The sequence below is a fragment of the Chryseobacterium gallinarum genome, from assembly GCF_001021975.1.
Classification (GTDB): Bacteria; Bacteroidota; Bacteroidia; order Flavobacteriales; family Weeksellaceae; genus Chryseobacterium; species Chryseobacterium gallinarum.
This window is the reverse complement of the sequence record NZ_CP009928.1, coordinates 3,561,407-3,580,080: the sequence shown is the minus strand read 5'-3', so window position 1 is coordinate 3,580,080 and position 18,674 is coordinate 3,561,407. Positions and strand designations below refer to the sequence as shown.

1 protein-coding gene (cut by a window edge) is annotated in these 18,674 nt (G+C 38.7%); it reads right to left on the bottom strand.

The features are described 5' to 3' along the window. Nucleotides 1–18,674 carry the beginning of a non-ribosomal peptide synthetase gene (locus tag OK18_RS15970; protein WP_082129212.1) on the bottom strand. It extends 25,591 nt beyond the left edge of the window, so only the first 18,674 of its 44,265 coding nucleotides appear in the window; the start codon lies at nt 18,672–18,674; its stop codon lies beyond the left edge, outside the window.

Sequence of the window (18,674 nt, the reverse complement as noted above, 5' to 3'; positions counted from 1 at the left end):
TGATCGGGTGTTCTTTCAACCTGATTTTCAAATAATTGATGAATAGTTGTGTCGCTTGGATAATGAACGCCGGATGACCATAACTTAGAAACTGCTGTATTTTGTTCTTCAGAAATCAAATCCAACCCGGATATCGCAAGACTTTCTGCATCATTGATTTCTGCGATCTGACTAAGCATGAACAGATACGTATTCAGCATATTCTGAACGGTTTCTCTTGAGAAAACAGATTTTGCATAGTTGAACATTCCCTGTAAGCTATGACCAATATCGTTAATCATCGTCGTCAGATCAAACTTTGCTACCTGATAATCAATATTTCCATTGAAAGGATAAAGCAGTGTGGTTTCATTTTCCGGTTGAGATACTTCTTCTCCAAAACTCTGGAGTCCAAACATTACCTGAAACACAGGGTGTCTGGAAGTGTCCTTCTCTACTCCAAGTTCTTCTACCAGTTTTTCAAAAGGAAGATCCTGATAAGACTGTGCTTCCGTTACGGACTGAGCTACCTGTAAAATAAAGTCTTTTACCTGCTGATTCGGATCAATATTTTCCCGAAGGGCCAGGGTATTGACAAAGAACCCTATCATGTCTTCAAGTCCTGCATGATGACGGTTCGCAATAGGGCTTCCTACAATAATATCACCCTGCCCGGAATAGGCGGAAAGCATCAGATAATACCCTCCCAGCACAATGCTATATAAACTTACACCAAGATCTTTTGACAGATTTTTCAATTTTTGGGTTTGTTCTGCATCAAGGCTGAAATAGATATTTTCCCCTTCATAGGAGATCTGAGCCGGTCTCTTGAAATCTGTAGCCAGATCAAGGTTCTGGAATCCGCTAAGTTTGTTTTTCCAGTAACCAATCTGCTGCTCAAGTCTTTCTCCTGTAAGATGATTACGCTGCCATAGTGCAAAATCCTTGTACTGGATCTTTAGTGCTGGTAATTCGTGTGGATGTCCTTCCTTAATGGCATTATAAATACTGATTAATTCTTTTAAGAAGATATCTGTGGACCATCCGTCAAATGCGATATGGTGAATCACTACGGATAAATAATGATTTTTTTCAAGTTTGAAGATGTTGATCTCTATGGGCAGTTCTTCTTCTAAGCGGAAGATCTTATTGGCTGCATGGCTCACTCTTTCTTCCAGTTCCTGCATTGTTTTCACTTCATACTGATGAATCGCAGGAATATCATCCATAACCAATTGCCAGCCTTTTCCTTCATCGGTTATGCGAATGACTGAACGAAGCACTTCATGGCGCATTACAATAGCATCCAATGCTTTGCAAAGGGTTGTAATGTCTGTATTTTTATCCAGAAGGAAGGCCATCGGAATATTATAAGCACTGGTTCCGCCTTCATAATTTTCAATAAACCAAAGTCTTTCCTGAGCAAAAGATAAGCTCTGTTCTTCAGGGGAATTAACTTCTACAGGAGTAATAATCACCTGCTCGTATCCATGGGTGTCTTCTGATAGAACAGCGGATAATAAGGCAATAGTTTTATGATTGAATATTTTGGAAACTTCTACCTGCATCTGTAAAGCCTGTTTAATCTTACTGATCAGCTTAATGGCCATGATACTGTTTCCACCCAATCTGAAGAAATCATCATGAATGCTGATAGTGCCTGCATCCAATCCTAACACTTCCCCATAAACCTGGCAAAGCTGCTTCTGAAGGCTTGTCTCCGGAGCGGTATATTCTTTACTGCCAGTAAAATCGGGCTCAGGTAAAGCTTTTCGGTCTAACTTCCCGTTGATGGTTACTGGTAAGGCCGTTAAATGCACAAAAGCATTAGGAACCATATAGTCAGGAAGAGATGCTGATAAATATTCTGAAAGCAGTTCTGAATCTATAACCTCATCAGAAACATAGTACGCAGCCAGATATTTCAATCCGGACTTGTTTTCTTTGGCCAATACGGCAACCTGACGAATTTCAGAGTATCCTAACAGTGTATTTTCAATTTCTCCTAATTCAATACGATAGCCACGGATTTTCACCTGGAAGTCGTTTCTTCCTACATATTCCAGTTCTCCGTTTAGTAACCAACGTACCAAGTCTCCGGTTCTGTATAAACGTCCGTTTTCTCCTCTTTCTTTCTGATCTGAAGCCTGGAAAGGATTTGAAATGAAACGTTCTTCGGTAAGTTCAGGACGGTTTAAATAGCCTCTTGCAATTCCCGCTCCCCCGATGTACAATTCACCTACAGCACCTACAGGCACCAGGCGATTTTGCTCATCAAGAACGTATGCATAAGTATTGGAAATTGGCCCACCGATATTCAATGGATTTCTATCTTCTTTATAGTAATGAAGTGTGGCACAGACGGTTCCTTCTGTAGGGCCATATTCGTTCACAAAAATAATATCATCAACATTTTTATCCAGGGTAGGGAAACTTTCTCCTCCGGCAAATATGAGTTTCAGATTCGTTCCGTTCTCTACAACTTCTCTTAACAGAACTGGCGGAATGAATGAAACTTCAATATTATTTTCTTTGATATACTCATTAAGTTCTCCTATTGATGTTCTGAGGTCATTACTGTACAACCACAAAGTATTTCCATTGCATAGTACAGGCAATGCTTCATATACAAAGGCATCAAATACATAGTTTGAGTAACATCCCACTTCCTGATATTCTTGAAGTCGGTGAGCTTTTATCATTGATTCAATGAGGTTTATCACTCCCGAATGTTCAATCATAACTCCTTTTGGAAGTCCCGTGGTTCCACTGGTGTAGATCACATAAGCAAGGTGATTGGCATTTACCTGGGTAACAGGATTTTCAGATGATATTATTTCAAGTTGTGCTTGAAGGCTTACCCCATCTAAAGAAAGAACTTCAACAGATGCATTTTCCAGTTTTTCTGCTGTACTTTCCTGTCCGATTACCAGTTTTGCCTGAGTATCATTCAAAATATGCTGTATTCTGTCTGAAGGATAGGAAGGATCCATCGGAACATAGGCTGCTCCGGATTTTAAAATAGCAAGAATAGCAATCAATATGTTTTCAGATCGCTCTAAACAGATAGGAACGAGATCATCTGGTTGAAGTACGTAATTTTCAATCAGATAATGAGCCAGCTGATTGGCTTTTTCATTCAGTTCCTGATAAGAGAATCTGGTATTCTGATACACCAGTGCTGTTTGAGCAGGAGTCTTTTTCACCTGATTTTCAAAAAGCTGATGGATTGTTATTTGTGATGGATAGGCTTTATAGGTTGCATTCCATTCTTCTGTTAATTTTTTATACTGATCTTGGGTGACAAGATTCAAATCAGAAAGAACAATTTGTCCCTGACCTTTATCTTCAGTCATTTGCTCCAGTAAAAATTCATAGGACCGGATCATATTGCCTACCGTTTCTTTTGAGAAAATGGCTTTAGCATAGTTGAACATTCCTTTAATCTCTTCTCCGCCATCATCAATCATTGTTGTCAGATCAAATTTAGCCACCTGATAGTCTATTTCTCCATCAAAAGGATAAAACAGCCTTTCCTGATTATTTTGAGATGAAGCATCACCACCAAAGTTCTGAAGTCCAAACATCACCTGGAAAACTGGGTGTCTTGAGGTATCCTGCTCTACTCCAAGTTCCTCTACCAGCTTCTCGAATGGTAAGTCCTGATGAGACTGTGCATCGGTCACTGATTTTGAAACCTGAAGAAGGAAATCATTAAGGCTTTGCTTAGGATCCAGAGTTTCTCTCAATGCCAGGGTATTGACAAAGAAACCTATAATATCTTCCAGCCCTGCATGATGACGATTGGCAATAGGACTTCCTACTACAATATCATCCTGTCCTGAATACGCAGAAAGCATCAGATAATACCCGCCCAGCATAACAGAATACAAGCTTACTCCTAGATTTTTGGATAAAGCTCTTAGTTTTTCACTCTGTTCTTCATCTAAGCTGAAATATATATTTTCTCCTTCGTAAGAGATTTGAGAAGGTCTTCTGAAATCTGTCGGAAGATCCAGATTCTGAAAATCCTGAAGCTGATCTTTCCAGTAATTGATCTGTTTTTCAAGACGCTGCCCGGAAAGGTAATCACGCTGCCATAAAGCATAATCTTTGTACTGTATTGGCAGATCAGAAAGCTCCTCAGTATTTTCATTATTAAGAAAAGCCTGATAGATTGTTTGGATTTCTTTCAGGAATATGTCTGTAGACCATCCGTCAAAAGCAATGTGGTGAATGACTGCTGACAGATAATGGCTGTTTTCAAATTTAAAAATGTTAATTTCAATAGGAATTTCCGTCTCAAGATGGAAAACTTTATTTGCACATCTGTTTACGGCTTCATCTAAATCTTTTCTTGTGCTTACTTCCGCCACATTCCATTCAGGCAGTTGATTGGTAACCATTTGGTAGCCTACTCCATCTTCTGTTGTTTTAATGACTGAACGAAGGACTTCATGACGCTTAATGACTTCTTCAAAAGCTTTCTGCAAGACTGAAATATTTGTTTTTTCGTCAAGAATTGCCGTCATTGGAATATTGTAGGCACTGCTTCCTCCTTCATAGGTTTCAATAAACCAAAGCCTTTCCTGGGCAAATGATAATCTCTGTTCTTCAGGAGTATTAACTTTTATAGGCGTAATGGCAACCTGCTCTTCAATGTGAGTTTCATCCATTACAACTTCAGCTAAAGAAGCAATTGTTTTATGGCTGAAAATTGCAGCTACTTCTATTCTTATACCAAGAACCTGTTTAATCTTACTGATAAGCTTGATGGCCATGATACTGTTTCCTCCTAATCTGAAGAAATCATCATGAATACCAATATTAGCGGCATCAAGACCAAGAATCTGAGCGTAAACTTCACATAATTGTTTCTGTAATTCGTTTTCAGGAGCAGTATAATCTGTACTTGCTGTAAATTCAGGCTCAGGCAGACCCCGACGATCTAATTTTCCATTGATAGTTAGTGGCAGAGCGTTAAGATGAACAAATGCCACCGGTATCATATACTCTGGTAATGTCAGTGATAAGAATGAGGTAAGAAGTCCTGGCTCTATTGAAGAATCTGAAACGTAATATCCCACAAGGTATTTCAGTCCTGCTGTATTTTCTTTAGCCAATACAACAGATTGTCTTACCTCAGGATATTCCTGCAGTCTGTTTTCAATTTCACCCAATTCTATTCTATAACCTCGGATTTTTACCTGGAAGTCATTTCTTCCAATATATTCCAGCTCTCCGGAAGGCAAATAACGCACAAGGTCTCCGGTTCTATAAATGTTTCCATTTTCGCCTTTTTCTTTTTGCTCTTCTGTTTGGAAAGGGTTTTTCAGAAAGCGTTCCAAAGTGAGTTCAGGACGGTTTAAATAACCTCTGGCAACACCTGCACCACCAATATAAAGTTCTCCAATAGCACCTACAGGTACCGGACGTTGGTAAGCATCAAGTACATAAATACTGGTATTCGCAATTGCCTTTCCGATATTATTTACCTTGTTATTGGCATTAACAAGGGAGGTAACCGTAGTTTCAGTAGGGCCGTAGGAATTAACCAACTTAAATGCCCCATCTTTTAACTTGTTATGTAAATCTGTAGGTAAGGCTTCCCCACCTGAGTTTAATATTCGTAAGCTTTTTACCTTAATAATATCAATACTTTGCAGTACTGAAGGAGTAAGATGTATGTAAGAAACCTTATGATCCGTTAATGTTTTTACAAAAGCCTCTTCATTAAGTAAAAGCTTTTGGCTTTCTATCAATACCAGTGTATTTCCATTTAATACAGCCAGTAACATCTGCTCTACGGAAGCATCGAAAACATAGTTCGCAAACTGAAGGATAACATCCGTTTTATTTAAACCATAGCGTGGATAAAGGTCATGAATTAAATTTACAACTCCTTTATGTTCAATCATTACTCCTTTCGGAAGTCCTGTGGTTCCACTGGTATAGATCACATAAGCAAGGTTATTCTCTGTAGCTTCAGTAAGAGGATTATTGGTGTTCATCCTTGCAAGTACACTGCTGAAAGACAGGCTGTCAAGAGATAAGACATCTAGATTTCCATCTGTATTTTGAGCTATGATTTCTTGTGTACTTTCCTGAGCAAGAACCAATAAAGGATTTGTATCTTTTAGAATATGCTGTATTCTTTCGGCAGGATATGACGGATCTATAGGTACATAAGCTGCACCCGCTTTCATTACCGCAAGAATGGCAATAAGCATATGTTCTGAGCGGTCCAGGCAAAGAGGGATCAGATCATCCGGTTGAATGCTATAATTCGCTGTAAGATAGTTGGCTAAGCGATTAGCACACTCATTCAGTTGCTGATAAGAAAGTTCTATATCTTTATATATCAGCGCTGTATGATCCGGAGTTGTTGAAACCTGTTCTTCAAATAACTGATGAATAGTCTTTTGTATGGAAATACCATTCCAGCTATCATTCCAGACTTCTGTAAGATTTTTATATTCTTTTTCCGTGACAAGAGAAAGCTGGCCTGATGTTATATTGTGATGATCAATCATCTGATCAAGGATTGTTTCCATTCCTTCAATCAGTTGGTTCATCGTATCTTTTTCGAACAGGAAGCCTTCATAATTTAGGGTTAATGAAACTTCATTTCCTCTTTCAAAAGCTACAACACCTAATGGATAATCCAGTTTTTCCACGGCATCTCTGAAAACAAAGCCAAGTTCATTCTGATCTTCTCCTTCCGGTACAGGATAGTTTTCAAACACAAATAAACTGCTGAAAATTCTGCGTCCATCATGATGAAGTTCTGCCAGGTTAATATCGCTATGGGTATTGATATCACTTATTCTGTCCTGAATTTCTCTGATATGATCAATCACTTTTCCTTCCTCATGGGTAACAATCAGTGGTAAAGTATTGATGTATAGCCCTGCAGAAGACTCAATGCCATCAATTGGTAAACTTCGTCCGGATACCGTTGTTCCTACAATGGTTGTACTTAACCCGCCATAGATTCTCAACTGCTGGTGCCACAGGTATTGTAATATTGCATTTACCGTTAATCCGTGAGCTTTTGTAAAGGCTTTAAGCAAGTCATACTTATCATCGGCAATCGTCATTTTTACCTGTTGATGCTCCTGGATATGACGGTATGTTCCTAAATCAATATGTCTTTGAGATGCTTTAATGAGCCCACTTAAGTCTTCCTGATCTTCCAAAGATTGCATATAAGTATTCCAGAATGTTCTGGCAGTTTCTTTATGTTCCCGAAGATACTTCTGGGTATCTGTATAAGCACGATCTTGTGTAACAGAAACCTTCTGCCCTTTCGTAAGGTTCAGATAATGAGTATGGATACTATTAAGGATAACAGGTATACTCCATCCATCCAAAATAGCATGATGGTTACTGAACAGACAGGTATACTGTTCTTTTGAACGTTTAAACAGGTATACTCTGAAAAGGTCTCCCTTGGAAAGATCATACCCTTCCAAACGGTCTTTTGCTGTAATATCTTTAATGAATGTATCCTGAGCATCTTCATTTATCTCACTGATATCCTGATAACGCCAGTCTACATTTCCATTTTTATTAATAACCTGAACAATTTCTCCGTTCCAGTCGAACCTCATCCTTAATGACGGGTAGGCAGCCTGGGTAAGGCTCCAGGCTTTTTTAAGGTTTTTAATATCAAGATCAGCATTGTAATCCCATAATAGCTGTACTCTGTAGGCATCATCGGTTTCTCCCTGATTCAAAGCGTGATACACAAATCCCTCCTGTAAACTGTTGGCAAGATATACACCTTCTGTTTCTCCGCTCTTCTGGATCTCTGCAAGCTGTTCAAAATCTACTACATGATCTACATCGGAAGGGGTAAGGTAACTTTGGGTTTCCTGAGAAAGAACCTCAACGATGGTTTCAATATGGGTTTTAAAGTCTTCTGCAAACAGTTCAAGCTGTTCTTCAGACAGATAACCTGCAATTTCAAAGCGTAATTGTCCATCCACAACGGCACCATTCATACTGATATAATGACTGTCGCGGTTATTTTTTCCTATTCCCGAACCGGCATCTTCACCTGCAATAAACCAGCTTTTTTCTCCTGTTTCCTGATCTAATTGCCCTAAATAATTGAAACTGATCTTTGGCAGCTCACGCTCTGTATATCCAACCAAGCTTCCATAACCAATTCCATTATGAGGAACATTTCTTAGGGATTCTTTAGTCAAAACAATAGTATCTGTCAAGCCTTTTCCAGTTTTCAAAAGTAATGGGAACATGGTCGTGAACCAGCCTACTGTTTCTGTAATATCAAGCTGTTGGAATATTTCTTCACGGCCATGACTTTCTAAAAGAACAGAATGAGATTCCTCTCCTGTCAATTCAGAAAGAGAAACGGACAAAGCTGAAAGTAACAGATCGTTGATCTGGGTCTGATAAACATGATGCGTATTTCGGAGTAAAGTTTCAGTTATCTCTTTGTTTAAAATCAGACTGCTGTGGCTGTAATCTTTTGTTATGAAACGATTCAGAACTTTATTATGAGTTTCTGTGGTTTCTGCATTGGTATTCCAATATAATAATTCTTTGATTCTGGCTTCCGGATCTTCAGAATGATAGCTTTTTACAGCATTTACCCATTGACGGTAGCTGCTTCCTTTTGTATGAGAAAGTACTTTTTCCCTATCTCCTTTTTCAAGAGACTGGTAAATATTCTTTATGTCTTCTGCAATAATTCTCCAGCTTACTGCATCAATAATCAAGTGATGAAAAGCAAAATAAATTCTGGCACTGCCATCTTCATATCCATGAATGTACCCAATCTGATACAACGGACCTTGCTCAATATCAAAACCTGATTGCCATTCTGTAAGGATTTTTGATAGATCTTCCTTATTCAGACCAGAAGCATCCAACTGCTTGAAAGAAGGGAAAATCTGAGTATTTCCATACATCTGAATATACCCATTATTACTTTTTTCAAATTTTAACCTGAATGCATCATGTCTTTCTATCAAATACTGGATAGATTCTTCCAGTAATTCTTTATTCAGTTCAGGAACATTGACAAGGAAAGCCTGATTCCAATGGTTGAAATCGCCCAGATATCCCTGTTCTTTCTGGCTAAAGAACCACTCCTGAACCGGAAGTAAAGAAACTTCTCCAGTAAGGAGTCCCTGTTCGGTTACAATCTGTGTTTGCTCGCTATGTTTCTTCTCTTCAATAAGTAGAGACAAAGCAGCAGCTGTCCGGGACGTAAAGACTTCTTTTACACTTATCTTTACATCCAACTGTTGTCTGATTCTTCCTACCAGCTGAATACTGATAATACTGTCACCTCCTAGCCTGAAGAAATCATCATTGATACTGATCGTTTCAGCATCAATTCCCAATACACTGCCATAAATCTGGCACAGGCTGGTCTGAAGTTCGGTTTGTGGAGCTATATAGTCTTTACTGCCTGTAAATTCGGGTTCAGGAAGCTGTTTTTTATCCAGTTTTCCGTTAATTGTAAGTGGTAAAGCATTTAAATGAACAAATACCCCCGGAACCATGTATTCCGGTAAAGATGCTGAGACATATTCTGAAAGATGCTGAGATTCTATTTCGGAATCAGAGACATAATATCCGGCCAAATATTTCAATCCGGCTTTATTTTCTTTAGCAATAACTGCTGTCTGGCGGATTCCCGGATAACGTACTAATGTATTTTCAATTTCTCCTAATTCAATTCTGTATCCACGGATTTTCACCTGGAAGTCGTTTCTGCCCAGGTATTCCAGTTCGCCTTTAGCAAGCCAGCGCACCAAATCCCCTGTTTTATATAATCTTCCGTTTTTACCTTCTAACTTTTCTTCTGAACTTTGGAAAGGGTTGATTATAAAACGTTCTTCTGTAAGCTCAGGACGGTTCAGATATCCTCTGGTAATCCCTGCTCCTCCAATATAAAGTTCTCCTATCCCTCCAACAGGAACCGGACGTAAAGTTTCATCCAGGACATAGGATGTCATATTCCCAATAGGCCCGCCTATATTCAGTGGATTGTTGTCTTGTTTGTAGTAATGAAGAGTGGCACATACCGTTCCTTCCGTAGGTCCATAAGCATTAATAATATCCACTCCTTCCTTCTGATAAAGGGCCATCAATTGTGGATTGGTTACATCTCCCGCCACCATAAGCTTTTCCAATGGTAAAATATAGTCCTTGGTAAGCAATACAGGAGGGATGTTTGCAATTCGTATATCATTTTCACTGATATAATTTTGCAATGCTGCAATATCAGTCTGTTTTTCTTTATCCAACAGATAAATACTATGGCCATGAGTAATGACTGGAAAAAGTTCGGCTACATGCGCATCAAAAACATAGTTGGCATACCAAAGACAATTCTTTACATCCTTAGAAACCAACCCAAGAGTTTTAGCAAATTGAGTGGCAAGATTTGATACTCCCCGATGTTCTACCATTACTCCTTTCGGAAGCCCTGTTGTTCCACTGGTATAGATCACATAGGCTAAATTTTCAGGTTTTGTACTGGTAATAGGATTATCTGAATCTTGTATTTCCAGCTGTGCCTTATATTGAACCTCATCCAGAGAAATAAGTTCAACATTCTGATCTTGTAATTTTTCAATTGTATTCTCTTGACCTATCACCAATCTGGCCTGGGTATCCTTAAGAATATGTCTTATTCTGTCTGAAGGATATGATGGATCAACCGGCACATAAGCACCTCCGGACTTCAGTACTCCTAAAATAGCAATCAGCATATTTTCAGAACGTTCCAGGCACAGAGGGATAATTTCGTCCGGCTGAATATTGTATTTTCCGATCAGAAAATTAGCCAACCGGTTTGACTTTTCGTTTACTTCTTTGTAGGAAAGTTTAACATCCTGATATACCAAAGCAATATGATCCGGAGTCTTTGCTATCTGATCTTCAAACAGCTGATGAATGGTTTTATCGGAAGGATATTCAGAACCAGTATTATTCCAGTCTTCTGTTACTTTTTTATACTCTGCATCTTTAAGGAACTGGAAATCATTGATTTTAACCTTCGCTGTATTTTCGGTACCCATCGCCGCCATTTGCTCTAAAAGCAGAACATAGGTATCTTTCATCCCCAAAATCGTGTCCTTACTGAAAAGAGAAACAGCATAATTAAACATTCCTCTTATCTTTTCCTCTCCATCATCAATCATCGTGGTCAGGTCAAACTTCGCTGCCTGATAATCTATTTCGCCTTCAAAAAGGGAGAATAGAGCATCTTTTTGGGTCTCTCTTCCAAAACTTTGAACCCCAAACATCACCTGGAACACCGGATGACGGGACATGTCCTGTTCTACACCCAGTTCTTCCACCAATTTCTCAAATGGAAGATCCTGATGAGCCTGTGCTTCTGTTACAGATTGGGATACCTGAAGAATAAAATTTTTAAAATCCTGATTTGCATTAACATTTCCTCTCAGTGCCAATGTGTTAACAAAGAAACCGACAATATCTTCAAGTCCTGCATGGTGGCGATTGGAAATCGGACTTCCTACAATAATATCATGCTGCCCGGAATAAGCGGAAAGCATCAGGTAGTATCCACCTAACATTACACTGTATAAACTTACTCCAAGATCTCTGGAAATCGCTCTCAATCCTGAGGCAACTTCCGGAGAAAGATCAAAATAAATGGCAGCTCCTTCATAAGAAATCTGAGCCGGACGTTTGAAATCTAACGGTAAATTAAGGGATTCAAAGTCTTCTAATATACCCTTCCAGTAATTAATCTGCTTATCCAGGACCTCTCCTTTCAGGTAATTTCTCTGCCAAAGGGCAAAGTCTTTATACTGAACAGGAAGATCAGGAAGTTGGTGAGCCGTTTTGTTAATTAAAGCTTCATATACTGTCTGAATTTCTTTTAACACAATATCCACAGACCATCCGTCAAATGCGATATGATGAACCACTATGGATAAATAATGTTGATTTCTCAGTCTGAACAGGGTAATATCCAAAGGAAGTTCTTCTTCTAAACGGAATACTTTATTAGCCGCAGTATTAATAGCCGTTTCCAGCTCTTTTTCTGTGTGAACTTCTACCATTTTGAATTCCGGCATAGCATCTGTAACCACCTGATATCCTATTCCTCCTGCTGTTGTTTTGATTACAGAACGAAGGACTTCATGACGCATAATGACTGTTTCCAGAGCCTTTTGAAGCTCTTCCAGCTGTACATTTGAGTTTAAAGTAAGCACCATTGGAATATTATAGGCACTGCTACCACCTTCATATGCTTCAATAAACCAAAGTCTTTCCTGTGCAAAAGATAAACGCTGCTCCTCAGGTGAGGAAACCATCACAGGCTCTATATGTATATTTTCTTCCTGGAATTCTGTTTCCAGAAAAGAGGCAAGAGAAGCAATTGTTTTATGATTAAATACAGTAGTTACCTGAATGCGGAGATCCAGTTGGTTTTTAATCTTACTGATCAGCTTAATCGCCATGATACTGTTTCCTCCCAGACGGAAGAAATCATCATGAATACTGATCTCTTCAGCATCAAGTCCTAATATTTCCCCATAAATATGGCAAAGCTTTTCCTGAAGCTCTGTTTGTGGAGCTGTATATTTTTGGATGCTGGTAAATTCTGGTTCCGGTAAGGCTCTTCTGTCTAATTTCCCGTTAATGGTTAACGGAAGGGCATCAAGGTGCACATACACTGCAGGAATCATATATTCCGGTAAGGTTTCCGATAAGAACTCTGAAAGCTTAGTTTCATCTGCAACTTCATCAGATACATAATATCCGACAAGGAACTTCATTCCTGCCTTATTTTCTTTGGCAAGAACCACGGCCTGCTTTATGCCTGCATATTCCTGCAGCTTGTTTTCAATTTCGCCTAATTCAATTCTGTACCCACGAATTTTTACCTGGAAGTCGTTTCTGCCGATATACTCAATATTTCCATCCGGATGAAGGCGTACCAAATCTCCGGTCTTGTAAATTCTTTCATTTTTACTTCTTATTTTCTGTACTGGAGTCTGGAAAGGATTTACAATAAAACGTTCACTGGTAAGATCCGGTCTGTTCAGATATCCTCTTGCGATTCCGTTTCCGCCAAGATAAAGTTCTCCTATTGCACCCAAAGGAACGGGGCGGTAATTCGCATCAAGTATGTAGGCTGAAGTATTTCCGACAGGACGTCCAATAAGATGTACATCACCATGCTCTACCTGTTTGTAAGTTGCATAAATGGTTGCTTCTGTTGGTCCGTAAAGGTTATAAAGATTGGTATATTCTGACCAGTATTTCCCGGTTTCATAATCACAAGGTTCTCCGGCATACAGCATTCCTCTCAGAGAAGGATATTTTGTTCTTGGCAATACCGAAAGCATTACCGGCGGCAGATAAGCATAAGCAATGTCGTGGTCTAAAAGGTAACGGCTTATGGCATCGGCATCTTTTTTAAGAGTTTCATCAAGGATATGCAGCTCATTCCCATATAGCAGGGCATTAAAAAACTCTGATACTGATACGTCAAAAACATATGAGGTATAAGCTGTTATCTTCTCTCCTTCGCTGAAACCATAGGCATCTCTGATCTGTGAAACGACATTTACCACATTCTGATGCTCAATCATGACCCCTTTAGGCATACCGGTAGTACCACTGGTATAAATGACATACGAAAGATTCTCCGGGGTAACTTTTGTAACAGGGTTATGAAACAATGCTGTTTCCAGAACGGGTTTAAATGCAGGATCATTTAAGGATATAACCTGTACATCCTCTGCTTCAATTTTATCTTTCGAAACTTCATCCGTAAGAACTACTTTCGCCTGAGTATCATGAAGAATATGCTGGATTCTGTCTGCCGGATACTGCGGATCCATCGGAACATAGGCAGCTCCGGATTTTAAAACACCTAAAATGGCTACAAGCATATTTTCCGAACGTTCTAAACATATAGGAATCAGCTCATCAGGTTTTACATCATAGGTCTCAATAAGATGATTGGCCAAACGATTGGCTCTTTCATTCAGCTCCTGGTAAGACCATTTGATATTCTGGTAGACCAATGCCGTAGCATTTGGAGTTTTTGCTGCCTGATCTTCGAATAATCTGTGAATGGTATGCCCTTCAGGATAATCGTACTCTATATTGTTCCAGTCTTTTATAACCTTTTGATAATTTTCATCATTCAGAAGCTGAAGGTTCTTAATGGTCTTATTATTTGAAGCCGTACTTCCTATTTCAACCAGTTGGTTAAGAATAAGCACATACGTCTCTTTCATACGGATAATAGTCTCGTCTTTGAAAAGAGCGACTGCATAATTGAAGATTCCACGGATACTATCTCCATGAACATCAATCATCATCGTTAAATCAAATTTGGCAGATTTATAGTCTATATTTCCATCAAAAGGAAGAAGGACTGCATCGTTATTTTTATGGAAAATTTTGTCTTCAAAACTTTGGATTCCAAACATCACCTGGAAAATCGGGTTTCTGGAATTATCCTGCTCTACCCCCATTTCCTCTACCAGTTTTTCAAAAGGAAGATCCTGATGAGACTGGGCATTGGTGATAGACTCTGAAACCTGTACAATGAAATCTTTTATGTCCTGTTCGGGATCTATTGTTTCTCTTAAAGCAAAGGTATTGACAAAGAATCCTATGATATTTTCAAGGCCGGCATGGTGACGGTTGGCAACGGGACTTCCTACAATAATATCATCCTGCCCCGAATAGGCGGATAACATCAGATAATAGCCACTCAGCATCACACTGTATAAACTTACGCCCAGATCTTTTGAAATTTTTTGTACATCTGAAGCAAGCTGCTCCGGGAGATCAAAATAAACTGTGGCTCCGGTATATGAAACGTGGGCCGGTCTCTTAAAGTCTAAAGGAAGATCGAGAGTCTGGAATCCTTCCAGTTTATTTTTCCAATAAGAGGTTTGTTCATCAAGTATTTCTCCGGAAAGGTAGTTTCTCTGCCATAATGCAAAGTCTTTGTATTGAATTGATAATACCGGAAGTTCAGGATTTTTCCCTTCGATAAGCGCTTGGTAAATAGTATTGAATTCATTGATGAAAACCTCTGTAGACCACCCATCAAAAGCAATATGGTGAATAACAACAGATAAATAATCATTTTCCTTCATCCTGAAAACAGAAGCGCTTATCGGAAGTTCCTGATCCAGATGGAAAACTTTATTCGCCACCTCATCTATTGCCTGATCAAGTTCCGCTCTGGTTTCTACCTGTCCGAAATGAACCTTAAGCTTTTCGTCGGTTACCTTCTGATATCCTACTCCATCTTCTGTGGTAAGAATAATACTTCGTAATACTTCATGACGCTGCATTAACAGATCAAAAACCTGCTGAAGAAGTTCCATGGAGACATGTTCTCCCAATTTAAACACCATCGGAACATTATAAACGCTGCTGCTTCCTTCATAAGACTCTATGAACCAAAGTCTTTCCTGTGCAAAAGACAAACGTTGTTCTTCAGGTTTCGAAACTGGTACTGCATTGATGATTACAGGTTGAGAAACAACATTATTTTTATCAAGTATATGAGATAATGAAGCCACTGTTTTATGTCCAAATACCATAGATACATTAACCGGAATTTCAAGCTCCTGTTTGATCTTACCGATGAGTTTAATCGCCATAATACTATTTCCCCCAAGCCGGAAGAAATCATCATGAATACCAATGCTGGTGGGTTCAAGTCCTAAAGTTTGCCCATAAATATTACATAGTTTCTCTTGCAGTTCATTTTCAGGACCGGTATATTCTCTTTCGCCACTGAATTCAGGTTCAGGCAGCTGTCTTCTGTCTAATTTTCCATTAATGGTTAATGGTAAAGCTGTTAGTTGTACAAAAACACTTGGCACCATGTATTCAGGCAATGTTTCTGATAAATATTCTGTCAGCTTTTCGTCATCCAGTTCTTCTTCAGAAACATAATACCCTGCCAGGTATTTCATTCCTGTATTATTTTCTTTGGCTAAAACCACAGACTGCTTGATATCAGGATGCTGAGATAATCTTTCCTCAATTTCTCCCAATTCTATTCTGTACCCTCTTATTTTTACCTGAAAATCATTTCTGCCAATGTATTCTATATTTCCATCAGGAAGCCATCGAACCAAATCCCCGGTTTTATATAATCTCCCGTTTACTCCTTTTTGTTTTTGGATTTCAGTCTGGAAAGGGTTTTTGATAAAACGTTCTTCAGTGAGGTCAGGACGATTCAGATACCCTCTTGCAATGCCTGCTCCGCCCAGATATAATTCTCCAACGGCTCCTACCGGTGACAACTGCTGGCAAGCATCCATGATGTAGGCGGAACTGTTTCCTACAGGCTTACCGATAACATGAACATCCCCATGCTCTATCTGTTTGTATATCGCATAAATAGTTGCTTCTGTAGGACCGTAGAGGTTATAAAGCACCTTTTTTTCCGACCAATATTTTCCTGTCTCATAATCACAGGGTTCTCCTGCATACAGAAAACCTTTCACCGAAGGATAATCTACTCGCGGTAAAACAGATAACATTACCGGCGGCAAATAGGTATAAGCGATCTCATTGTCTAGCAAATATCTGCTTATCAGATCTGCATCTTTTTTAGTTGATTCATCCAATAAATGGAGCTCATTTCCATATAATAAAGCATTAAAAAATTCAGATACGGAAACATCGAAAACATAAGAAGTATAGGCTGTTATTTTTTCCCCTTCAGAAAAGCCGTATGCTTCTCTTACACCATCCACTACATTGATAACACTCTGATGCTCTACCATTACTCCTTTCGGAAGTCCTGTAGTTCCACTGGTATAAATTACATAAGCCAGATTGTCTGCAGAAACCCCGGTTACAGGATTTGAGAACTCCTGCGAATTCATTAGAATACTGAAATTCAAATCATTTAAGGAAAGACACTGTACAGAAAGGTGGTTTACTTTCTCTATCGTATCCTCTTCTCCAATAACGACTCTGGCTTTCGTATCTTTGAGAATATGTTCAATTCTGTCTACAGGATAGGAAGGATCCATAGGAACATAAGCAGCTCCGGATTTCAATACTGCTAAAATTGCAATCAACATATTTTCTGATCTTTCCAGACATAATGGAACCAATTCATCGGGTTGAAGATCAAAAGTATTGATTAAATAATGCGCTAAACGGTTTGAACGTTCATTAAGCTCCCGGTAAGTGAGTTTAACCTCCTGATAGACTAATGCAGTATCATCTGGGGTTTTTAAAACCTGATCTTCAAACGCTTTATGAATTGTTTTACGATCCTGATGATTATTATCTATTGTATTCCAGGCATCTATAACTTTTTGATAAGAATTCTCATTTAAAAGTTCATATTGGGAAATGAGTTTGTTTGCATTTCCTTCCAATAAATCTTCCAGTATTTCAATAAACAACCTCTGATAGATCTCTACAAAATTGGTTATCAATTCCGCATCAAGCTTCTGGTTTGCGTACCGGACCTTATAATTAATCTGACCATCCCTTACTTCCTGTTCAAATGACAGCGTTCCAACTAAATCTACATTCAGATCACTGTTAATGATCACATTACTGGCGCCTTCATAGTGAATAACCACATCCTTAAGGCTGGTTTGAACAAACCCAAATTCTAATATATTGGAAGTTGGTGCATAGCTGATAAGCTCTTCAATAGGCAGATATCTGGCTTTGCTTGTCTTTAATTGATTGTTATATTCTATATTTTGATGGATAAGATCCTGAAGAGAAGTCTTCTGCCCGAACCTGTATCCTTTTAAAATCGTATTAATATGAGCCCCAAAGATAAAATCCTGCCCCTCTGTAATCCCAACAGGATAATTGATTACCAAATCATTAACTCCTGAAATTCTATGTAATAAAACAGCAAAAACCAATTGTCCATAGGTATATGGAGTCAGCTTATATTTTGAGATCAGCTGTCTTACTTTAAGAAATACTGATTCCGGAAAATGAAAACGGAGTTCACTGACAGGATTGATCAGGGCATGTTCTTTTTCCTGGGAATCAAGGAGGAGTGAATCTGCGGTTTGTAAAAATTTAAAACCAATATTTTCAACTTCTTTTAACTCTGATTTCCAGAATTCGGACATTTTTGCTTTTCCTTTTGTAAGGATATCTTCAAGCTGATTTCTCAGTTTTTCGTATCGTTCTTTCTGTTCTGTGAGGCTGATAGGATTTACATAGTTAAGATCATTGTAAAAAGCGCTGAGTTCAGCGTAAATACTGTTTGCACTTAATCCGTCAACAAGAATATGGGAAAATATATGAATAATTCTGTATCCACCATTATTCAGTTTAATAGCATAAAATCTGGCTAACTGGTCTTTTTCTAAATCAAAAGGGTGTAAGGCAAGTTGTAAAATTTCATCATCGCCGGGTTCTTCGGCAATAAATGTTACTATTTGTGTATCTTCAGAAAGCAAAGGCCTGCGCTTCCAGACCAGATTTTCTGATTCACTTACAACATTACTGTTCAACAGTAAGTTATTGTTAACAAATCTGACTAAGCTTGAGTTCAGCCGTTGGATATCAACATATCCGGACATAGACTGGTCAAAGATAATATTGTAGTCACTTCTGGATGGATTCAGTATCCATTCGTTATAGAAGGTAGATTGATATGGAGTTAGCTTCATAGCAATATATTCCGGGAGACGGTACAT